Raw genomic sequence first — 16402 nt, 5'->3', positions numbered from 1 at the left:
GGAAAACGGGTTGGGAGAGAGGCCTTATGGCATCGAACGGGCAGGCGGCTCCATCGTCCTGTGGCGCTGCATACGCTCCCGGCCCGGCAAGCAACGGGCACCGGGGCATCGCGGCCCTGCTGCTGGACGAAACACCTCTGACCCGTGAAAGCCTGTCCGCCGGCCTCAGCCTGCGCGACCCGTCCCTGTGCGTGCGAACCGCGGCGTCCTTGAACGAGGCCAAGGCGGTGCTTGCCGAAGACTCCGCACCCGCCGTCGTGCTGTGCAACGTCGCCAGCCTGACCCCGCCCGGGGGCAGCGTCCTGGCGACGCTGCGCGGCCTCGCCGGCGCCTTCGGCGGCACGCCGCTGCTCGTCCTGTCCGACGGGGAGGATGCGAACCTGCCGCTGGAAGCCAGCCGGCTGGGTGTCCGGGGGTGTCTGCCGACCAGCGTCGGCCTCGCCGTCGCCCGGGAGGCGCTGCGCCTGGTCGCGGGCGGCGGCACCTTCTTCCCCTCCCCTTTCCTGCACCGCCTGCTGCAAAGTGACGAGGCCACGGAGGACGATCCGCCCACGCCCTCCGGCGGCGCGGCGCTGACCGCGCGTCAGCGCGGGGTGCTGCAACGGCTTCGCGAAGGGAAATCGAACCGCGTCATCGCGCAGGAGCTGGGGATCAGCGAGAACACGGCGAAGGTCCATGTGCGCGGCATCCTGCGGGCCCTTGGCGCCTCCAACCGCGCCGAGGCCGTGCGCAAGGCCTGGCGGCTGGCCGACCCCACCGTTCCGCAAGCGCTCAGCCGGGATTGCGGCCGGGATCGGGACTGACCGTACCGCCGCCGTGGATCAGCCGCAGGGCGGCGATCACCTCGGCCAGCGGCATCCGTCCGCTCAGCACCCCGCGCAGCCCAAGGCGCGCCGCGGCGTCGGCCGCCGCCGCACCGGGCCGGTCGGCAAGGAGCGCGACGGGAGGATGGGAGCCGCCCCCCGCCAACGCGCCGAGAAGCTGGCCGATGCCGCCCTTGGCCGGATCGGCGCGTCCAATGTTCACCAGCACCACGTCGGCGCCGCGCAGGACGGCGGGAAGGTCGGCCAGGGCCGCGGCGCTGCGCTGATGGCTGACCGCCACGTCCGGCGCGAAGGCGTTGATCGCGGCGGCGAGGCTTTCGCCAAACAGAGAGCGGTCGTCGATCAGCAACACCGTGATCGGCGTCCGCCCGCCGGTCCGTCCATCCGGACGGGGAGAACGGGAGCCGCCCCGTGCGCCGGGGGGCACACGGGGCATGGCGTCTCTTCGGTTGCCGGCCAGCGCGTCCAAGCCAATCATGGCTGCGTCTTTCGGAATCGGGAGATCCCAACCGGCATCCCGTACCGGACCGCCGCCGTGGTGGAGACGGTCCGTTCAAGGCACCGGTGCGTGGCCGGAGTCGGCGGGCGTCGCGCCCGCGTCAATCCGCGAGGTCGGAGGCGGCCGCCGCGAGCTGTCCGGAGAAGGGCAGGACACAGGCGTCGCCCGCGAATCCGTTGCTGAGCAGCATCGCCTCCGCCGCCTTGCGCCGCTTCGCCGCATCGGGACGCACGTCGCGCCGCCCGACGGAGCAATAGTGGAACCCCGCCGCCGCCATGGCCGCCGGGACATAGACGTTGCGCAGATCGACCATCACCGGACGGCGCATCAGACTGCGCACGCGGCCCAGATCCAGCGCGCGGAACTCGTTCCATTCCGTCAGGATGGCGACGCAATCCGCCTCCGCAAGGGGGCCGTAGGCGTCATCGTGCCAGACCACGTCCGGCAGCAGATGGCGCCCCTCCTCCATGCCGGCGGGGTCGTAGGCGTGAACCGTGGCGCCGGCCTCCTGAAGCAGCGGGATGATCTCCAGGCTTGCCGCCTCGCGCATGTCGTTGGTGTCGGGCTTGAAGGTGATGCCCAGCACGGCGATCCGCTTTCCCGTCGCGTCCGGCCCGCAGGCCTGGAGGATTCGCCCGGCCATCAGCCGCTTGCGCGCCCGGTTCACGTCCACCACCGTTTCGATCAGCCGGACCGGCGCGCCGTGCTGCCGCCCGGTGCGCACCAGCGCCTCCGTGTCCTTGGGGAAGCAGGAGCCGCCGAAGCCCGGCCCGGCGTTCAGGAACGGACGCCCGATGCGTCCGTCCATCCCCATGCCCGCCGCCACGTCCTGCACGTCGGCCCCCACCCGCTCGCACAGGTCGGCCACCTCGTTGATGAAGGTGATCTTGAAGGCCAGGAAGGCGTTGGCCGAGTATTTCGTCAGCTCCGCCGTCTCGATGCCGGTGCGCACGAAGGGCGTCCCGGCGCGGATCAGCGGCTGGTAGAGGGCGTCCATCACCGCCCGCGCGCGGTCGGACTCGGCGCCGATCACCACGCGGTCGGGCTGCATGAAGTCCCCGATGGCCGAGCCTTCGCGCAGGAACTCCGGGTTGGACACCACGTCGAACTCGGCGCGCGGGTTGATGCCCCGCACGATGGCGGCGACTTGGCGTCCGGTGCCGACCGGCACGGTCGATTTGGTCACGATGACGGTGTAGCGGGACATGGTCCGCGCGATCTCCGCCGCCGCCGCGTGGACGTAGGTCAGGTCGGCCCCGCCGTCGCCGGGACGGGAGGGGGTGCCGACCGCGATCAGCACCACGTCCGCCCCCTCCATGGCGACCGCGAGGTCGGAGGTGAAGGACAGACGGTCCGCCGCCATGTTGCGCGCCACGAGGATGTCGAGGCCGGGTTCGTAGATGGGGATCTCGCCGCCCCTCAGGCGCCGGATTTTCGTTTCGTCCTTGTCCACACAGCACACGTCGATGCCGAATTCGGCAAAGCAGGCACCGGACACGAGGCCGACATAGCCGGTCCCCACAACAGCGATCCGCATCATTCCACTCCTGTTGCTTGATGGCGTTGCCGAAGCCATCCCTGGCCGGCTCGAAAATTGGCCCGCCCGAAAAATGACCCTCAGGCCACGGCGCGCTCCGCCACGCCGTCCGCACGGCCATCCGCCTGGCCGCTCTCGCGCAGCGCCCAGCGCACGGTCTCCGCCAGCCCCTGCTCCAGCCGCGTGCGCGGCGTCCAGCCGAGCACCGACCCGGCGTAGGTCACGTCGGCCTGCACGCTGCGCTGCTCGCCCGGACGTTCGGGATGGTGGAGCACGGGATGGTCCGCCCGCGTCCGGCCGAGCGCCCCCAGCGCGAGGTCGGCCAGTTCGCTGATGCTGGTCTGCCGGCCGCTGCCGAGGTTGAAGATCCTCCCGTGGCTGGCCGGGTTGTCGAGCGCGCCGACCCAGGCGTCCACCACGTCGTCGATGAAGACGAAATCGCGGGTCTGCCTGCCGTCGCCGTAGATGTGGATCGGCTCGCCGCGGATGATGTTGCCCAGGAAGATGCCCAGCACCCCCTGGTAGGGGTTGTCCACCGCCTGCCGCGGCCCGTAGACGTTGTACATGCGGAACGACGTGACGGCCAGACCGCCCGGCAGGTCGTTCCGCGCCGCCGTCAGATGGACGTAGCGCTCGCCCGCGTATTTCGTCACCCCGTAGTAGGACACTGGGGAGCAGGGCGTGTCCTCCGGCGTCGGGACCACCTCGGCGTTGCCGTAGGCGCTCATCGAGCTGGCGTAGAGCAGGCGCTTCACCCCGCGCTCCACGCACTGCTGGAGGACGTTCACCGTCCCCTCCACGTTGGTGCGCAGGTCGCCGACCGGGTTGCTGAAGGCGCGGATGATCGACACCTGCCCGGCGATGTGGATCACCGCGTCGGGCACTTCCTCGAACGCCTTGTCGAGGTCGGCGGGGTTGGTGACGTCGCCGCGGATGTAGCGCACCTCCGCCGGCACGTTGGAGCGCAGCCCGGTGGACTCGTTGTCGATCACCGTCACCCGGTGGCCGAGCGACACGAGGCGGTGCGTGATGTGGGAGCCGATGAAGCCGGCCCCGCCCGTTACAAGCACGTTCATTGGTTCCTCCACCGCACAGGGGTCGGGTTACGCGCTGAGGGCGATGCGGCCCGGTTCCAGCTGGGTCTGGTCCGTGGGCAGGCCGTTCTGCGCGAGGTAGCGTTCCGCCCAATCCCACAGGCGGCGGATGCCGGTGTCGCGGTCCACCTGCGGGCGCCAGCCGAGCACCTGCTCCGCCTTGCGGATGTCGCTGACGTAGCAGGGCTGGTCGCCGGGCCGCCAATCGGAGAAGTCGGCCTCCACCGGCGCGCCGCGCAGGGTGGACAGCATCTCCCCGAACTCGCGCCAGACCGAGATGGTGTTCTCCGGCCCCCCGCCGATGTTGAAGACCTGCCCGCGGCTGACCTCGATCTTCTCGGTGGCGAGGCGGAAGGCGCGCACGAGGTCTTCGACGAACAGCACGTCGCGCACCTGCATGCCGTCGCCGTAGATGTGGATGGGCCGGCCGCTCAGCGCCGAGATGATGAAATGGGCGACCCAGCCCTGGTCCTCGTTGCCGAACTGGCGCGGGCCGTAGATGCAGCTCATCCGGAAGACGACGGTCGGCAGGTCGTAGATGCGGGCGTAGTCGCGCACATACTGGTCCGCCGCCCCCTTGGAGCAGCCGTAGGGCGAGTGGAAGTCCAGCGGCTCCGCCTCCGAAACGCCGAGCGGGCGGTCGACGAAGCGGTAGCGGCTGCCGGTCCGCTCCACCGCCACGTGCTCCAGCCCGCCATAGACCTTGTTGGTCGAGGTGAAGACCACCTTCGGCGGGGTCTTCATGCGGCGGGCCGCCTCCAGCACGTTGAAGGTGCCGAGCGCGTTGATGTCGAAGTCGGTGCGCGGATCGTCCAGCGACGAGGTCACCGCCACCTGCCCGGCGAGGTGGTAGACCTCCTCCGCCCCGGCCATGCAGGATTTGACGGCGGCGAAGTCGCGCACGTCGGCCTTCATGAAGGTCAGGCGGGACCCGGAGTTGAGGGTTTGCAGCCACGCCGCGTTCCGCTCGCTGCCCGGCCGCAGCAGGGCGTCCAGGACGACGACGTCGCGCCCGTCCTCCAGCAGGTTCTTGACCAGATTGCAGCCGACGAAGCCGGCCCCGCCGGTCACGAGCGTTTTGCCTTCCATAGGTCTCTTCTCCATTGCTGCGGCTTTTACCGGTTGGGCAGGGATTTTTTGGCAGGGGTTCAGGCGGCCCTGAGGACGGCGGCGCCCGCCGGGCGGCGGACCACCGCCTCATAGAGCCGGTGGGTGTCGGCGGCGGCGGCGGCCCAGTCGAAGCGCTGGGTGGCGCGCAGACGGCCGTGACGGCCCATCCGCGCCCGCCGCTCGGGGTCGGCGGCCAACTGCTCGACGGCGGCGCGCAGGGCCAGCGGGTCGCCCGGTTCGACAATCACCGCGCAGCCGTCATCGACCTGATGCGGGATGCCGCCGACCCGGGTCGCCACCACCGGGACGCCGAAGGCCATCGCCTCCAGGATCACGTTGGGAAAGGTGTCGGCCAGGGTCGGGAAGACGAACAGGTCGGAGCGCCGGAACATGGCGGCGACCTCCGCCTCGGCCAGATTGCCGGTAAGGTGGATGGTCTGGCCCGGCCCGCAGCGGCGCTGGTAGGCCTCGTAATCGACGAAGTCCCGCTTCTCGCCGCCGACGATCAGGCGGAACGGCATCGACAGCCCTACGAAGGCGTCGAGCAGCACGCCCAGCCCCTTGTTGGCCGTGTGGTTGGCCAGGAAGAAGGCGGTGACGGGGCCGCCGTCCTCCTCCCGCTCCGGGATGCCGAACCTCCGGTGGATGTCCCGGTCCGCCGGGGTCGGCGCGCCCCAGTCGGTCGGGCGGTCCACGCCGTAGGGAATGACGGCGATGTCGTCCCCCCTGAAGCCGAAGCCGCGGACGATGGGCAGGTCGACCGGCGAGATCGCGCAGATGGCCGCGGCGTTGCGGACGACGTAGCGGACCGGGCGGTCGATCAGCAGGTCCCAGGCCAGCCGCCGCGCCGCGTCCATGCGCCGGAAGGCCGCCGGGTTCCCGATCTCCACGAAGCCATGGGTGGACACCACGTAGGGCACGCCCTTCGCCACGCAGGCGCGGGCCACCCGCATCATTTCCAGCGCCGGGATCGGGTTGTGGATGTGCACCAGATCGTAGGAGCCGTGGCGGATCAGCGCCGGGATGCTCGACTGGTAGAACAGCGTCTTCGCGCGGTTGGGCAGGACGGAATCGAGCCCGGCGAAGGGGCTGGAGGTCCGCACCTCGATCCGTTCGCCCGGCTTGCCCGGGTCCATCGGAACCCGGCTCGCCATGCCCATGTTCGCGATGTCGATGCGGTCGTGCGCCTGCAACGCGACGCTCAGCTTCTCCGCCGCCTTGCTGGCGCCGCTGACCGCCAGATGCGGCGGCACGACGATCGCCGACAGGATCTTCAGGCTCATCGCAGGAATCCTCGACTGTCATGGAAGCGCGGACCGCATCGGTCGCGGTTCACGGCGCTGTTCCGAGGTCGTTCAGGGAAATCCGCCGATGCAAGGCCGTTTCATTTTAAAACGGCACTCACAGACACAGCATCGAAGGAGTTTTCATTTTTAATAACGGCGCTTCTCTTTGGCAATCACCAAACAACCGTCACCGTCTAGCCAAATCGAAGCTCTCCTTTCGGACGGCGCGCCTGGCCGCTGCGGACCAGCGGCATCTGCACCGCCTGGCAGGCCAGCAGGAACAGGAAAGCCGGATTCAGCATGACGTAGCGCCGCCACAACCGCCGTGGCTCGGTGGACAGCCGGAACAGCCATTCCAGGCCGTTGTTCTGCATCCACATCGGAGCCTGCGGCTGTTTCCCGGCGATGAAGTCGAAGGCGGCGCCGACCGCGATCAGCGGCATCGACAGCGCCGCCTTGTGCTCGTAGACCCAGGTCTCCTGGCGCGGGCAGCCCAGCCCGACGAAGACGATGCGGGCGCCGGAGTCGATGATCTCGCGGTCGACCGCCGCGCGCTCCTCGGCGCTCAGGGTGCGGAAGGCGGACGGGCGGGCGCCGGCGATGATCAGGCCGGGGAACCGCTCGGTCAGCGCCGTGGTCAGCGTGTCGAGCAGCCCCGCCGTGGCGCCGTAAAGGTAGATGGGCAGTCCCTTCGCCGCCGCCGCCGCGCAAGTGCGGAGCATCAGGTTCGGACCATAGACGCGGTCCGGAAGGGCGGCGCCGTGCAGGCGGTTCAGCGCCCAGCGCACCGGCTGGCCGTCCGGCGTCACGAGATCGATGGCGTTCAGGCGGTAACGGTGCTCGGGGTCGAGCGCCCCGGTCATCACCCCGTGGACGGCGAGCGCGCTGACCGCGAAGGGCTTCTGCTGCTCCGCCGCGTCGATGATCGCGCGCACGCCAGCCTCGTAATCGACGGCGTTGACGTAGACGCCAAGCACTTCCTTTTTCCCATGGTCGATCATGCCACGGCCTCCACGCGCCAGCGGCGCCGATTGCTGTCGTGAATGTCGGTGAGGATGTTCCGCACGTCGTGCCGGATGTCCCAGGACGGGTAATGGGAGCGGAACCGGTCGAGCGAGCTGACCCACCAGATGTGGTCGCCGATACGGTTGGCCTCCTTGAAGGTCAGTTCCATCGGGCGCCCGGTGATCTCCTCGCACAGCGCCACCGCCTCCAGGATGGAGCAGTTGCTCGCGCGCCCGCCGCCGATGTTGTAGACCTCGGCGCTGCGCGGCGCGTCGTAGACGGCGTGGAAGGCGGCGATCAGGTCGTTGCTGTGGATGTTGTCGCGGACCTGCTTGCCCTTGTAGCCGATCACGTCGTAGCGGGTGCCGGTGACGGCGCAGCGCATCAGATAGGCCAGGAAGCCGTGGAGCTGGGTCGGCGAATGGTTCGGCCCGGTCAGGCAACCGCCGCGGAAGCACACCGTTTTCATCCCGAAGTAGCGGCCGTACTCCTGGACCAGCACGTCGGCGGCCACCTTCGAGGCGCCGAACAGGCTGTGCAGGGTGGCGTCGATCGACATGTCCTCGGCGATGCCGCCGGCGTAGCGGTGGGACGGGTCGATCTCGTAGCGCGTCTCCGTTTCGATCAGTGGCAGTCGGTTCGGCGTGTCGCCGTAGACCTTGTTGGTCGAGGTGAAGATGAACACCGCGTCCGGGCAATGGCGCCGCGCCGCCTCCAGCATGTTCAGCGTGCCGTTGGCGTTCACCGAGAAATCCATCTGCGGGTCGCGCGCCGCCCAATCGTGCGAGGGCTGGGCCGCCGTGTGGATGATCAGGGAGATGGCCGAACCGTGCCGCTCGAACAGCGCGTCGATGGCCGCGGCGTCGCGGATGTCGATGGCGTGGTGGCGGTAGCGCTGGCGCAGCGTCTGTTCCAGGGTCTGGCGCTGCCACGCGGTCGAGGCCTCGTCGCCGAAGAAGGTGCGCCGCATGTCGTTGTCGATGCCGACGACGTCCATTCCCAGCGCACCGAAATGCAGGCAACTCTCCGACCCGATCAATCCGCAGGAACCGGTGACAAGGGCGACGGACATGACGTCAAACTCCTTCGCGGTTTGTTTGTTGGTTCAGCAGGGAGGTTCGTCAGTAGGCGTTGCGGTCCCAGAAAAGGAGGAGGGCGGTGCGCACCATGATTTCGGCGTCCAGCCCCAGGGACCAGTTGTCGACGTAGTAGAGGTCGTGTTCGACGCGGCGGGCGGCGGTGTGGAGGTTGTCGATCTCGCCGCGCAGCCCGTTCACCTGGGCCCAGCCGGTGATTCCGGGGCGGACGCGGTGGCGGCAGGCGTAGTTCTCCACCGCCTCGTGGTACAGCACGTCCCCGGCCTTCATGGCGACGGGATGGGGCCGAGGCCCGACGATGGACATGTCGCCGCGCAGGACGTTGAAGAGCTGCGGCAGTTCGTCGATGCTGGTGCGGCGCAGGAAGCGCCCGACGCGCGTCACCCGTGGGTCGTTGCGCACCGTCCGCTGCGCGCCCGACTGGTCTCCGCGGTCGGTGTGCATCGTGCGGAACTTCCAGATCTCGAATTCCTCGTTGTTGAAGCCGAAGCGCTTCTGGCGGAACAGCACCGGGCCGGGGCTTTCCAGCTTGATGGCCGCGGCGGCCAGCAGAAGGACCGGGGCCAGCGCCGCCAGCGCCGCGCCGCCGACCAGCAGGTCCTCCGACCGCTTCAGCACGCCGCGCCAGCCGGCCAGCGGGTGATGGATGACGCCCAGCAACGGAATGCCCGCCGTCGCATCGACCGACAGGCCGGCGGTGCGGGCGATCAGCCGGTGCGGCAGCAGGCGGACGTCGACCGCCAGGACGCGCAGCCGTTCCAGTATGTCGGTGATCTCGGCCTCGGCGCTCCACGGCAGGGCGACCACCACGAGGTCGATGCGGTTCTTGCGCACCTGCTCGACCAGCCCGGCCACGCCACCCAGCACCGGCACCCCGGCCATCCGGGCGGTGGCCAGGGGTGGAGCGGCGACGGACGGCGGACGGTCCGCCGCGGTGGACACGGCGCCGATCACCTGATAGCCCGCCCCCTCCGCGCGCTGGAGCCGGTCCAGCCATTCGAAGGCCAGATCGTTGGTGCCGACCAGCAGGGTCCGTTGCCGCAAGCCGCCGGCCAGATTCCAGTCGCGCGCCAGCCGGAGGACCAGGCCGCGCAACGCGGTCAGCCCGAACAGGCCGATCCCGTACCACAGCCACAGCGTCCCCGCCGCCGCCGTGTCCAGCCGCCGCAGGTCCCCCGTCACGCCGAGCATGAGAACAAGCACCAGGAAGGCCGCCGTCCAGGCCCCGAACAGCGGCCCGGCGTGCGAACCGATGGTCCGCCGCATCGTCTTGGGACGCAGGTTGCGGTAGCAGCCCGCGCTGTAGAAGCACATCAGCGACAGCACCGCCAACGGGCCGACCGCGACGTTGAAAACGCCTGCGAACAGGGCCGCATCGGCCGGGGCGGCCCGCAGCAGACGGGTGGCGATGCTTTCCGCCGCCAGCCCCGTCCCGACGACCATCAGCGCGTCCGCGGCCACCAGCCCGCACAGCAGGGCGGGGGCGGACGCCGCCGCGGCGACCGGCGAGGCGGAGTCCGGGCGCGGGCCCTGGAAGGCCATCCCCACGCGCGCGCCGTAATCCGGCTTCGCCGAGCTGTCTCGTGAAGGGAGTTCGAACATCCGCCGTTCCCTGTTGGCCCATTCCCTGCCGCCGCACCCCAGCGATGCGGCGGCGCTGCCGGCTTGAGTCGCCGCGCTCAGAAATAGGTTTTGGCGAAATAGGCGATGGTGCGCTCCAGCCCCTCTTCGAGCGGCACGTGCGGCATCCATTTCAGGTAGGCATGGGCTTTGGTGATGTCCGGCTTGCGCTGCCGCGGATCGTCCTGGGGCAGCGGGTGCCGCTCGATCCGCGAGCGCGATCCGGTCATCCGGATGACGGTCTCCGCCAGTTCCAGGATGGTGAACTCGCCAGGATTGCCGAGGTTGATCGGGCCGGTCACCGTCCCGTCCGTTTCCATCAGCCGGTGCAGCCCCTCGACCAGATCGTCGACGTAGCAGAAGGACCGCGTCTGCGACCCGTCGCCGTAGATGGTGATCGGATCACCCTTGAGCGCCTGGACGATGAAGTTCGACACCACGCGCCCGTCATTCGGATTCATGCGCGGCCCGTAGGTGTTGAAGATGCGGGCGACCTTGATGGCGACCTTGTGCTGCCGGTTGTAGTCGAAGAACAGCGTCTCGGCGCAGCGCTTGCCCTCGTCATAGCAGGCGCGCGGGCCGATGGGATTCACGTTGCCCCAATAATCCTCACGCTGCGGATGGACGAAGGGATCGCCGTAGACCTCGCTGGTCGAGGCCTGGAGGATCGTCGCCTTCACCCGCTTGGCCAGACCCAGCATGTTGATGGCGCCGTGCACGCTGGTCTTGGTCGTTTGCACCGGGTCGAACTGATAGTGCACCGGCGAGGCCGGACAGGCGAGGTTGTAGATCTCGTCCACCTCGACATAGAGGGGAAAGGTGATGTCGTGGCGCACCGCCTCGAACTTCGGGTTGTCGAGAAGATGCGCAATATTCGAACGCGCTCCCGTGAAATAGTTGTCGACGCACAGGACCTCCTTCCCGGCGGCCAGAAGACGCTCGCACAGGTGCGATCCGATGAAGCCGGCGCCACCTGTCACAAGAACGCGCTCAGTCGTGGACGTCATTGAGCCTCTCCATGGAGTTGTCCGGGAAATCGCAACCGGATGGCGGCAGACTGCGGAGACAATCCGCCATACCGCTTCCGCGATTGTTTTAAAATCCAGCGTCGAGGCACGGCGTTCCGGCACACGATACGGAGCATCACTTGGCCCGTTGCGCGGGAATGCACGGCTATGTCTGGAATTGTGCGGTGTTTCGAAGCCTGAACCGGCTCCGCTGCACCCGGCAGACTGTGACCGGCGCGGAGTTGACCGTCAAACACGCGGACGGGGTATCGGATATGATTATTTATGACGGTCGCCGTCGTAAGCACAGAGACGGATGGGCCTTCTTTTTTTCAATTGTTGCGCGGCGCCATTCACGGTACTCGAAGTCTGTCCGGCAACGGTTGCCGCAGCGGAACATCACGGACCATTTGGCCCCGCTCCTTAAAAAGCGGCCGAATTCTCAGTTATCTCCAAAGAAAACAAAAAGACGCAGTCCGTCTTTTTGCAGCCATCCGCTACGCCCACCCCGGGCCGGATCGCCAGCCAGCAAGACGAAAGGGGCGACGACGTGAATTCTTCGATCGGCAAAGGCGGAACGCTTCCAGGCCACGAAGCGCACGCCAGCGTCCTTCCGGACAGTCTTCTGCAGTCCGGCGCGGCGGAGTCCTCCGACGTCCGCGGCCGTCAGGAGGCGACCGTCTTCGCCGCTCTGGCCGTGCTGTGGCGGCGCAAGCTGCTGCTGCTCGCCATCATCCTGCTGGGGACGGCGACCATCACCTACGTCATGCAGTCGCTGAAGCCGATGTACCGGGCCACCGCCATGGTGCAGCTCGATTCCCGGCGGGTCGAGCTGGCGGAGTTCAAGTCGGTGGTGTCCAACCTGACGCCCGAGGCGCCGGCGGTGCGCAGCGAGGTGTCCATCGTCGGCTCGCGCGCCCTGGCGGAGCGGGTGGTGGAAAAGCTCGGCCTGCTCAACGACCCCGAATTCAACCCGACGATCAAGGCGCCGGACGGCGCGGACGAGCATTGGCTGAAGCGGGTGACCAAGGCCGGTGTCGGTGCGCTGCCGCCGGAGGGCAACGACGTGCTGCGCCGGATCGTCCAACAGGCGACCGCGCTGTTCCGCGCGGAGGAAAGCCCCAACGCCGGCGACCCGGACCAAGCCCGCCTGCTGACCATCGACACGCTGCTGCGCCGGATCGAGGCGCGCAACGACGACCGGTCCTTCACCATCATCATCGAGGCGTCGTCGGTCGATCCCGCCAAGGCCGCCGCCATCGCCAACGCCTTCGGCCAAGCCTATCTGGACTACCGGACGGAGATGAACCGCGACCTGACCGAGCGGGTCAACCAGTGGCTCGGCGGACGGCTCATCGAGGCGCGCGAGGCGGTGCGCGGCGCGGAGGAGGCCATCCGCAGCTTCCGCAAGGAGAACAGCCTGCTGGAACTGCCGCCGGACGGCCGCAACATGGTCCAGCAGCAGATGAACGAACTCGCCACCCAGCTGACCGCCGCGCAGGCGCAGAAAGCGGCGGCCGAGGCCCGCGTGCGCCAGGCCCGCGAGCAGACCGCCACCAACAACGCCGCGGCGATCCCGGAGGTGCTGGCCTCCCCGCTGATCCAGAAGCTGCGCGAGGCGGAGGCGATGCTGGAACGCCGGCTGGCCGAACTCCAGCAGGTCTATGGCGACAAGCATCAGGACATCGTGAACCTCCGCCGCGGCATCGGCGAGCTGAAGGTGCGCATCCGCGACGAGGTGGGCAAGATCCAGAAGGGGTTGGACGCCGATCTGGAGGTGGCGCGCATCCGCGAGGCCACCCTGCTGAAGGGCATCGCCGACCTGCAGGAGCAGCAGAAGGGCATCGAGGCGACCGGCATCCAGCTCCGCGACCTGGAACGCGCCGCCGACGCGCACCGCACGCTCTACCGCAGCCTCGCCGAACGCTACGAGCAGACGATGGCGCTGAAGAACACCGGCGCGCTGGACGCGCATCTCAGCGCCCCGGCCCTGCCGCCGATTCGCCCGGCCTTCCCACAGTTCCGCATGTCGCTGGGCGTCGGGCTGGTCGGCTCCACGGCGCTGGCGGTGGCGCTGGTGCTGCTGCTGGAACGGCTCAGCTCCGGCCTGCGCACGCCCTCCCAGGTGGAGCGGGCGACCGGCGTCCCCTGCCTCGGCATGGTTCCGTCGCTTCCCCGCAACGAGGCTACGTGGAACCTGCCGCTGTATCCTGAAAATCGGCCCGACAGCCGCCGCGCCCGCGAGATCGGCGCCTTCCGCGAGGCGATCCAGACGGTGCGCACCATGGCCTGCATGCCGCGCAAGCGGGGAACGCCGCCCAAGGTGCTGCTCGTCACCTCCTCCATTCCCAAGGAGGGCAAGTCGGTGCTGGCGGCCAATCTGGCGCGGTCGCTGGCCGGACTGGGGCTGAACACGCTGCTGATCGACGCGGACTTCCGCCGCCCCTCCATCGCGACGCTGCTGGGCTACCAGCCGCAGGGCAGCGTCGCCGACCTGCTGGACGGCCGCGTCGGCATCGACGACCTGATCCATCAGGAGACCACCAACCTCGGCGTCCTGGGCAACGCCGTCGGCACCCCCGACGCGCACGACCGCATCAGTTCCCAGGCGATGAGCGACCTGATCCAATGGGCGCGCCACAACTACGACGTGGTGGTGATCGACTCAGCCCCGGTGATGCTGTTCTCCGACGCGCTGGCCCTGTCCTTCCTGGCCGACAGCGTGATTTACGTCGTCCGCTGGCAGCACACCCCGCTGGACACCGTGACGGCTGGCTTCAACAAGCTGAAGTCGGTCGACAGCGCGGTCGGCGGCGTCGTGCTGTCGCGGGTCGTCGCGTCCAAGCACGTCAAGTACGGCCACAAGGACGACACCTACTACTACGCCCTGCACGCGCCCGCGCGGCATTCCTAGCCCACCCAACCAGCCCTCTCCCCTCTGGGGAGTGGGTGGCCCGCAGGGCCGGTGAGGGGGGTGCGCTTTTGCCGGACGGACCGACACGCGCATCCCCCTCACCCTAACCCTCTCCCCGGAGGGGAGAGGGGATGTCAGCCAAAAGCGAGGATTCCATGACCAACGCCGAGTTCCCGCGGCTTGCCATCATCGGCTGCGGCAGCATCGTGAGCCATCACCTGTTGCCGGCGCTGCTCCGCCTGGGCTGGCAGCCGAGCGTGCTCGTCGATCCCACGCCGGGGCGGCTGGGGGCGGTGCAGGCCATGCTCGGCCGCAACCGCGCCGCCGTCGCCGTGGCCGACTGGCGGGAGGCGGCGGACCAGTTCGACGCGGCGCTGGTGGCGGCCCCGCCGATGGTCCACGCGCCGGTCGGCCAGAGCCTGCTGGAGGCCGGGAAGCACGTCTTCATGGAAAAGCCGCTGGCCGTCGCGCTGGCCGACGCCGAGCGCATGGTGCACACCGCGGAGGAGCGCCGGCGCGTGCTCGCGGTCGGGCTGATGCGCCGCTACGTCAACGGCGTCCGCTGGCTGAAGGCGCTGATCGACTCCGGCCAGCTCGGCCGCGTCCTGCGCTTCGAGGCGCGGGAGGGCTTCGTCTACAACTGGGGCATCAGCTCGCCGGCCATGCTGCGCCGCGACGGGGCGGGCGGCGGCGTGCTGCTCGACACCGGGTCGCACACGCTGGATCTGCTGCTGTGGTGGTTCGGGGAGGCGGCGGAGGTCGACTACAGCGACGACAGCCACGGCGGGCTGGAATCCGACTGCCGGCTGTCCCTGACCATGGCCTCCGGCGCCACCGGTACGCTGGAGCTGAGCCGCACCCGCGCCCTGCGCAACACCATCCGCGTCCACGGCACCAAGGGCAGCGTCGAGGTCCATCTCTACGAGAACCAGATCGCCTCGGACGTGCCGCAGATCGTTGATTTCGTCCATGACGGTTTCTCGGCCAACCACATCCCGCCGCAGATCTTCGGCGACCTGTTCCAGGCGGAGCTGAAGGATTTCGCCGACGCCATCCGCGAGGGGCGCCCGGCCGCCGTCGGCGGGCGTGACGCCCTGCCCTCCACCGCCTTGATCGAGCGCTGCTACGCCAGCCGCAAGCCGCTGGCCCTGCCCTGGGTGGACGGCCCGGCGCCCGCCGCCGCTTCCCGCAGCGATGGCCCCCGCACCGATGGCCCGACCGTGGTGGTGACGGGCGCTGCCGGCTTCATCGGCGGGCGGCTGGTCGAGCGGCTGTGCCTGGAGCATGGCGCCAAGGTCCGCTGCATCGTCCGCGACATCGCGCAAGCGGTGCGTCTGGCCCGCTTCCCGGTGGAGATCGTCCGCGCCGACCTGCTGGACCGCGAGGCCATCGGCAAGGCGGTGGCCGGCGCCGACTGGGTCTTCCACTGCGCCTACGACGTGCGGTCGCGCCGCCAGAACATCGACGGGATGACCGCGCTGATCGACGCCAGCCTCGCCAACGGGGTGGAGAGCTTCGTCCATCTCAGCACCTTCTCGGTCTACGAACCACTGCCGGACGGCCCGCTGTCGGAGGAGACGCGCGACGGCGACCGGGCCTGGAGCTACGTCCAGAACAAGCTCGACCTGGAGACGATGGTGCTCGACGCGGCGCGCACGCGCGGCCTACCGGGGGTGGTGCTCCAGCCCTCCATCGTCTACGGCCCCTTTTGCAAGCCCTGGACGAACGCCCCCGCCGAGATGCTGCTGAGCGGCACGGTGGTGCTGCCCCAGGAGAGCGGGCTGTGCAACGCCGTCTACATCGATGATCTGGTCGACGCGATGATCGCGGCGACCCGCAGCCCGCAGGCGATCGGGGAGCGCTTCGTAATCTCCGGCCCCGACGCCCCGCCCTGGGCCGCCGTGTTCGGGCGCTTCCAGGAGGCGTTGGGCGTGGACAGCCTGCGCTTCCAGCCCGCCGAGGCCATCCGCAAGGAGATGAAGAGCCTGCGGCGCGACATCGCCATGGTGCTTCAGGACCCCAAGAAGATCATCCAGATCATTGTGCGCTGGCGCCCGGCCCGCCGGGTGCTCCAGGGGGGGTTCGACAGCCTGCCGCCGCGGCTGCGCCATCTCGTGATGGTCCACTACTTCCTGAAGAAGAAGGCCAGCCGCAACCAGCTCTGGCTGCCCGACGCGCAGAAGCTGGCGCTCTATCAGGCCAAGGCGCTCATCGACCTGACCAAGGCGCGGCGCCTGCTCGGCTACGAGCCGCGCTTCACTTTCGAGGACGGCATGGCGCTGACCGCGGACTATCTGCGCTGGGCCTACCGCGATGTGCCGCGCACCGCGCCAGCCGCACCAGCCGCCGCACGCCCCGCCAATGAAGACCGTCAGCCCGCTCCCCTGCCCGCCCCCACCGAGACGACAC

Annotated in this window: 12 protein-coding genes; 3 read left to right on the top strand and 9 right to left on the bottom strand. The window is 69.2% G+C overall.

Annotated elements, in window-relative coordinates:
- The first annotated feature begins 26 nt into the window (after positions 1-26).
- Positions 27-803 carry a response regulator transcription factor gene (locus tag DXK32_RS25460; protein WP_114861056.1) on the top strand — a complete coding sequence of 259 codons (777 nt, stop codon included), beginning with the start codon at positions 27-29 and terminating at the stop codon, positions 801-803.
- Here DXK32_RS25460 and DXK32_RS25455 read toward each other — a convergent pair.
- From DXK32_RS25455 to DXK32_RS25415, 9 genes are all read right to left on the bottom strand, one after another.
- The gene (locus tag DXK32_RS25455) at positions 772-1260 is read right to left on the bottom strand and encodes a DNA-binding response regulator (protein WP_247877338.1); all 489 of its coding nucleotides are present in this window, start codon (positions 1258-1260) and stop codon (positions 772-774) included. The genes DXK32_RS25460 and DXK32_RS25455 overlap by 32 nt on opposite strands.
- Before the next feature lie 163 nt (positions 1261-1423).
- Positions 1424-2860 carry a UDP-glucose dehydrogenase family protein gene (locus tag DXK32_RS25450; protein WP_114861070.1) on the bottom strand — a complete coding sequence of 479 codons (1437 nt, stop codon included), beginning with the start codon at positions 2858-2860 and terminating at the stop codon, positions 1424-1426.
- Positions 2861-2940: 80 nt separating this feature from the next.
- Positions 2941-3936: an SDR family NAD(P)-dependent oxidoreductase gene (locus DXK32_RS25445; protein ID WP_114861054.1), complete on the bottom strand. Its 996-nt coding sequence runs from the start codon at positions 3934-3936 to the stop codon at positions 2941-2943.
- Positions 3937-3963: 27 nt separating this feature from the next.
- On the bottom strand, positions 3964-5043 hold the full coding sequence (locus tag DXK32_RS25440) for a GDP-mannose 4,6-dehydratase (RefSeq protein ID WP_114861053.1): 1080 nt from the start codon (positions 5041-5043) through the stop codon (positions 3964-3966).
- Positions 5044-5102: 59 nt separating this feature from the next.
- Complete coding sequence (locus DXK32_RS25435; RefSeq protein ID WP_114861052.1) at positions 5103-6347, bottom strand: glycosyltransferase family 4 protein; 1245 nt, start codon at positions 6345-6347, stop codon at positions 5103-5105.
- Positions 6348-6544: 197 nt separating this feature from the next.
- On the bottom strand, positions 6545-7351 hold the full coding sequence (locus DXK32_RS25430; protein ID WP_040136180.1) for a WecB/TagA/CpsF family glycosyltransferase: 807 nt from the start codon (positions 7349-7351) through the stop codon (positions 6545-6547).
- Positions 7348-8427 (bottom strand): NAD-dependent epimerase/dehydratase family protein, encoded by a 1080-nt coding sequence (locus tag DXK32_RS25425; RefSeq protein WP_114861051.1) that lies wholly within the window; start codon positions 8425-8427, stop codon positions 7348-7350. The genes DXK32_RS25430 and DXK32_RS25425 overlap by 4 nt, the downstream gene beginning before the upstream one ends.
- A gap of 49 nt (positions 8428-8476) precedes the next feature.
- Complete coding sequence (locus DXK32_RS25420) at positions 8477-10054, bottom strand: undecaprenyl-phosphate glucose phosphotransferase (protein WP_162801342.1); 1578 nt, start codon at positions 10052-10054, stop codon at positions 8477-8479.
- Between the two features lie 77 nt (positions 10055-10131).
- Complete coding sequence (locus DXK32_RS25415) at positions 10132-11079, bottom strand: UDP-glucuronic acid decarboxylase family protein (RefSeq protein WP_014241848.1); 948 nt, start codon at positions 11077-11079, stop codon at positions 10132-10134.
- 550 nt (positions 11080-11629) lie between these two features.
- On the opposite strand from DXK32_RS25415, the gene DXK32_RS25410 reads away from it, so the two are divergent.
- Positions 11630-13993, top strand: a complete 2364-nt coding sequence (locus DXK32_RS25410; RefSeq protein WP_162801341.1) for a GumC family protein — start codon at positions 11630-11632, stop codon at positions 13991-13993.
- Between the two features lie 131 nt (positions 13994-14124).
- Positions 14125-16402 (top strand): NAD-dependent epimerase/dehydratase family protein (locus tag DXK32_RS25405; RefSeq protein WP_114861048.1); only part of this gene is annotated, 2278 nt, incomplete at its 3' end.

This window comes from Azospirillum brasilense, from assembly GCF_003349955.1.
In the GTDB taxonomy this organism is placed as follows: domain Bacteria; phylum Pseudomonadota; class Alphaproteobacteria; order Azospirillales; family Azospirillaceae; genus Azospirillum; species Azospirillum brasilense_B.
The sequence above is the reverse complement of the archived record's forward strand: the minus strand, read 5'-3'. Positions and strand labels throughout refer to the sequence as shown.

Coding starts and splice junctions, on each gene's coding strand:
- DXK32_RS25435 (WP_114861052.1), bottom strand. CDS start 6,347: ATGAGCCTGAAGATCCTGTCGGCGATCGTCGTGCCGCCGCATCTGGCG.
- DXK32_RS25440 (WP_114861053.1), bottom strand. CDS start 5,043: ATGGAAGGCAAAACGCTCGTGACCGGCGGGGCCGGCTTCGTCGGCTGC.
- DXK32_RS25425 (WP_114861051.1), bottom strand. CDS start 8,427: ATGTCCGTCGCCCTTGTCACCGGTTCCTGCGGATTGATCGGGTCGGAG.
- DXK32_RS25450 (WP_114861070.1), bottom strand. CDS start 2,860: ATGCGGATCGCTGTTGTGGGGACCGGCTATGTCGGCCTCGTGTCCGGT.
- DXK32_RS25415 (WP_014241848.1), bottom strand. CDS start 11,079: ATGACGTCCACGACTGAGCGCGTTCTTGTGACAGGTGGCGCCGGCTTC.
- DXK32_RS25445 (WP_114861054.1), bottom strand. CDS start 3,936: ATGAACGTGCTTGTAACGGGCGGGGCCGGCTTCATCGGCTCCCACATC.
- DXK32_RS25420 (WP_162801342.1), bottom strand. CDS start 10,054: ATGTTCGAACTCCCTTCACGAGACAGCTCGGCGAAGCCGGATTACGGC.
- DXK32_RS25430 (WP_040136180.1), bottom strand. CDS start 7,351: ATGATCGACCATGGGAAAAAGGAAGTGCTTGGCGTCTACGTCAACGCC.
- DXK32_RS25460 (WP_114861056.1), top strand. CDS start 27: ATGGCATCGAACGGGCAGGCGGCTCCATCGTCCTGTGGCGCTGCATAC.
- DXK32_RS25455 (WP_247877338.1), bottom strand. CDS start 1,260: ATGCCCCGTGTGCCCCCCGGCGCACGGGGCGGCTCCCGTTCTCCCCGT.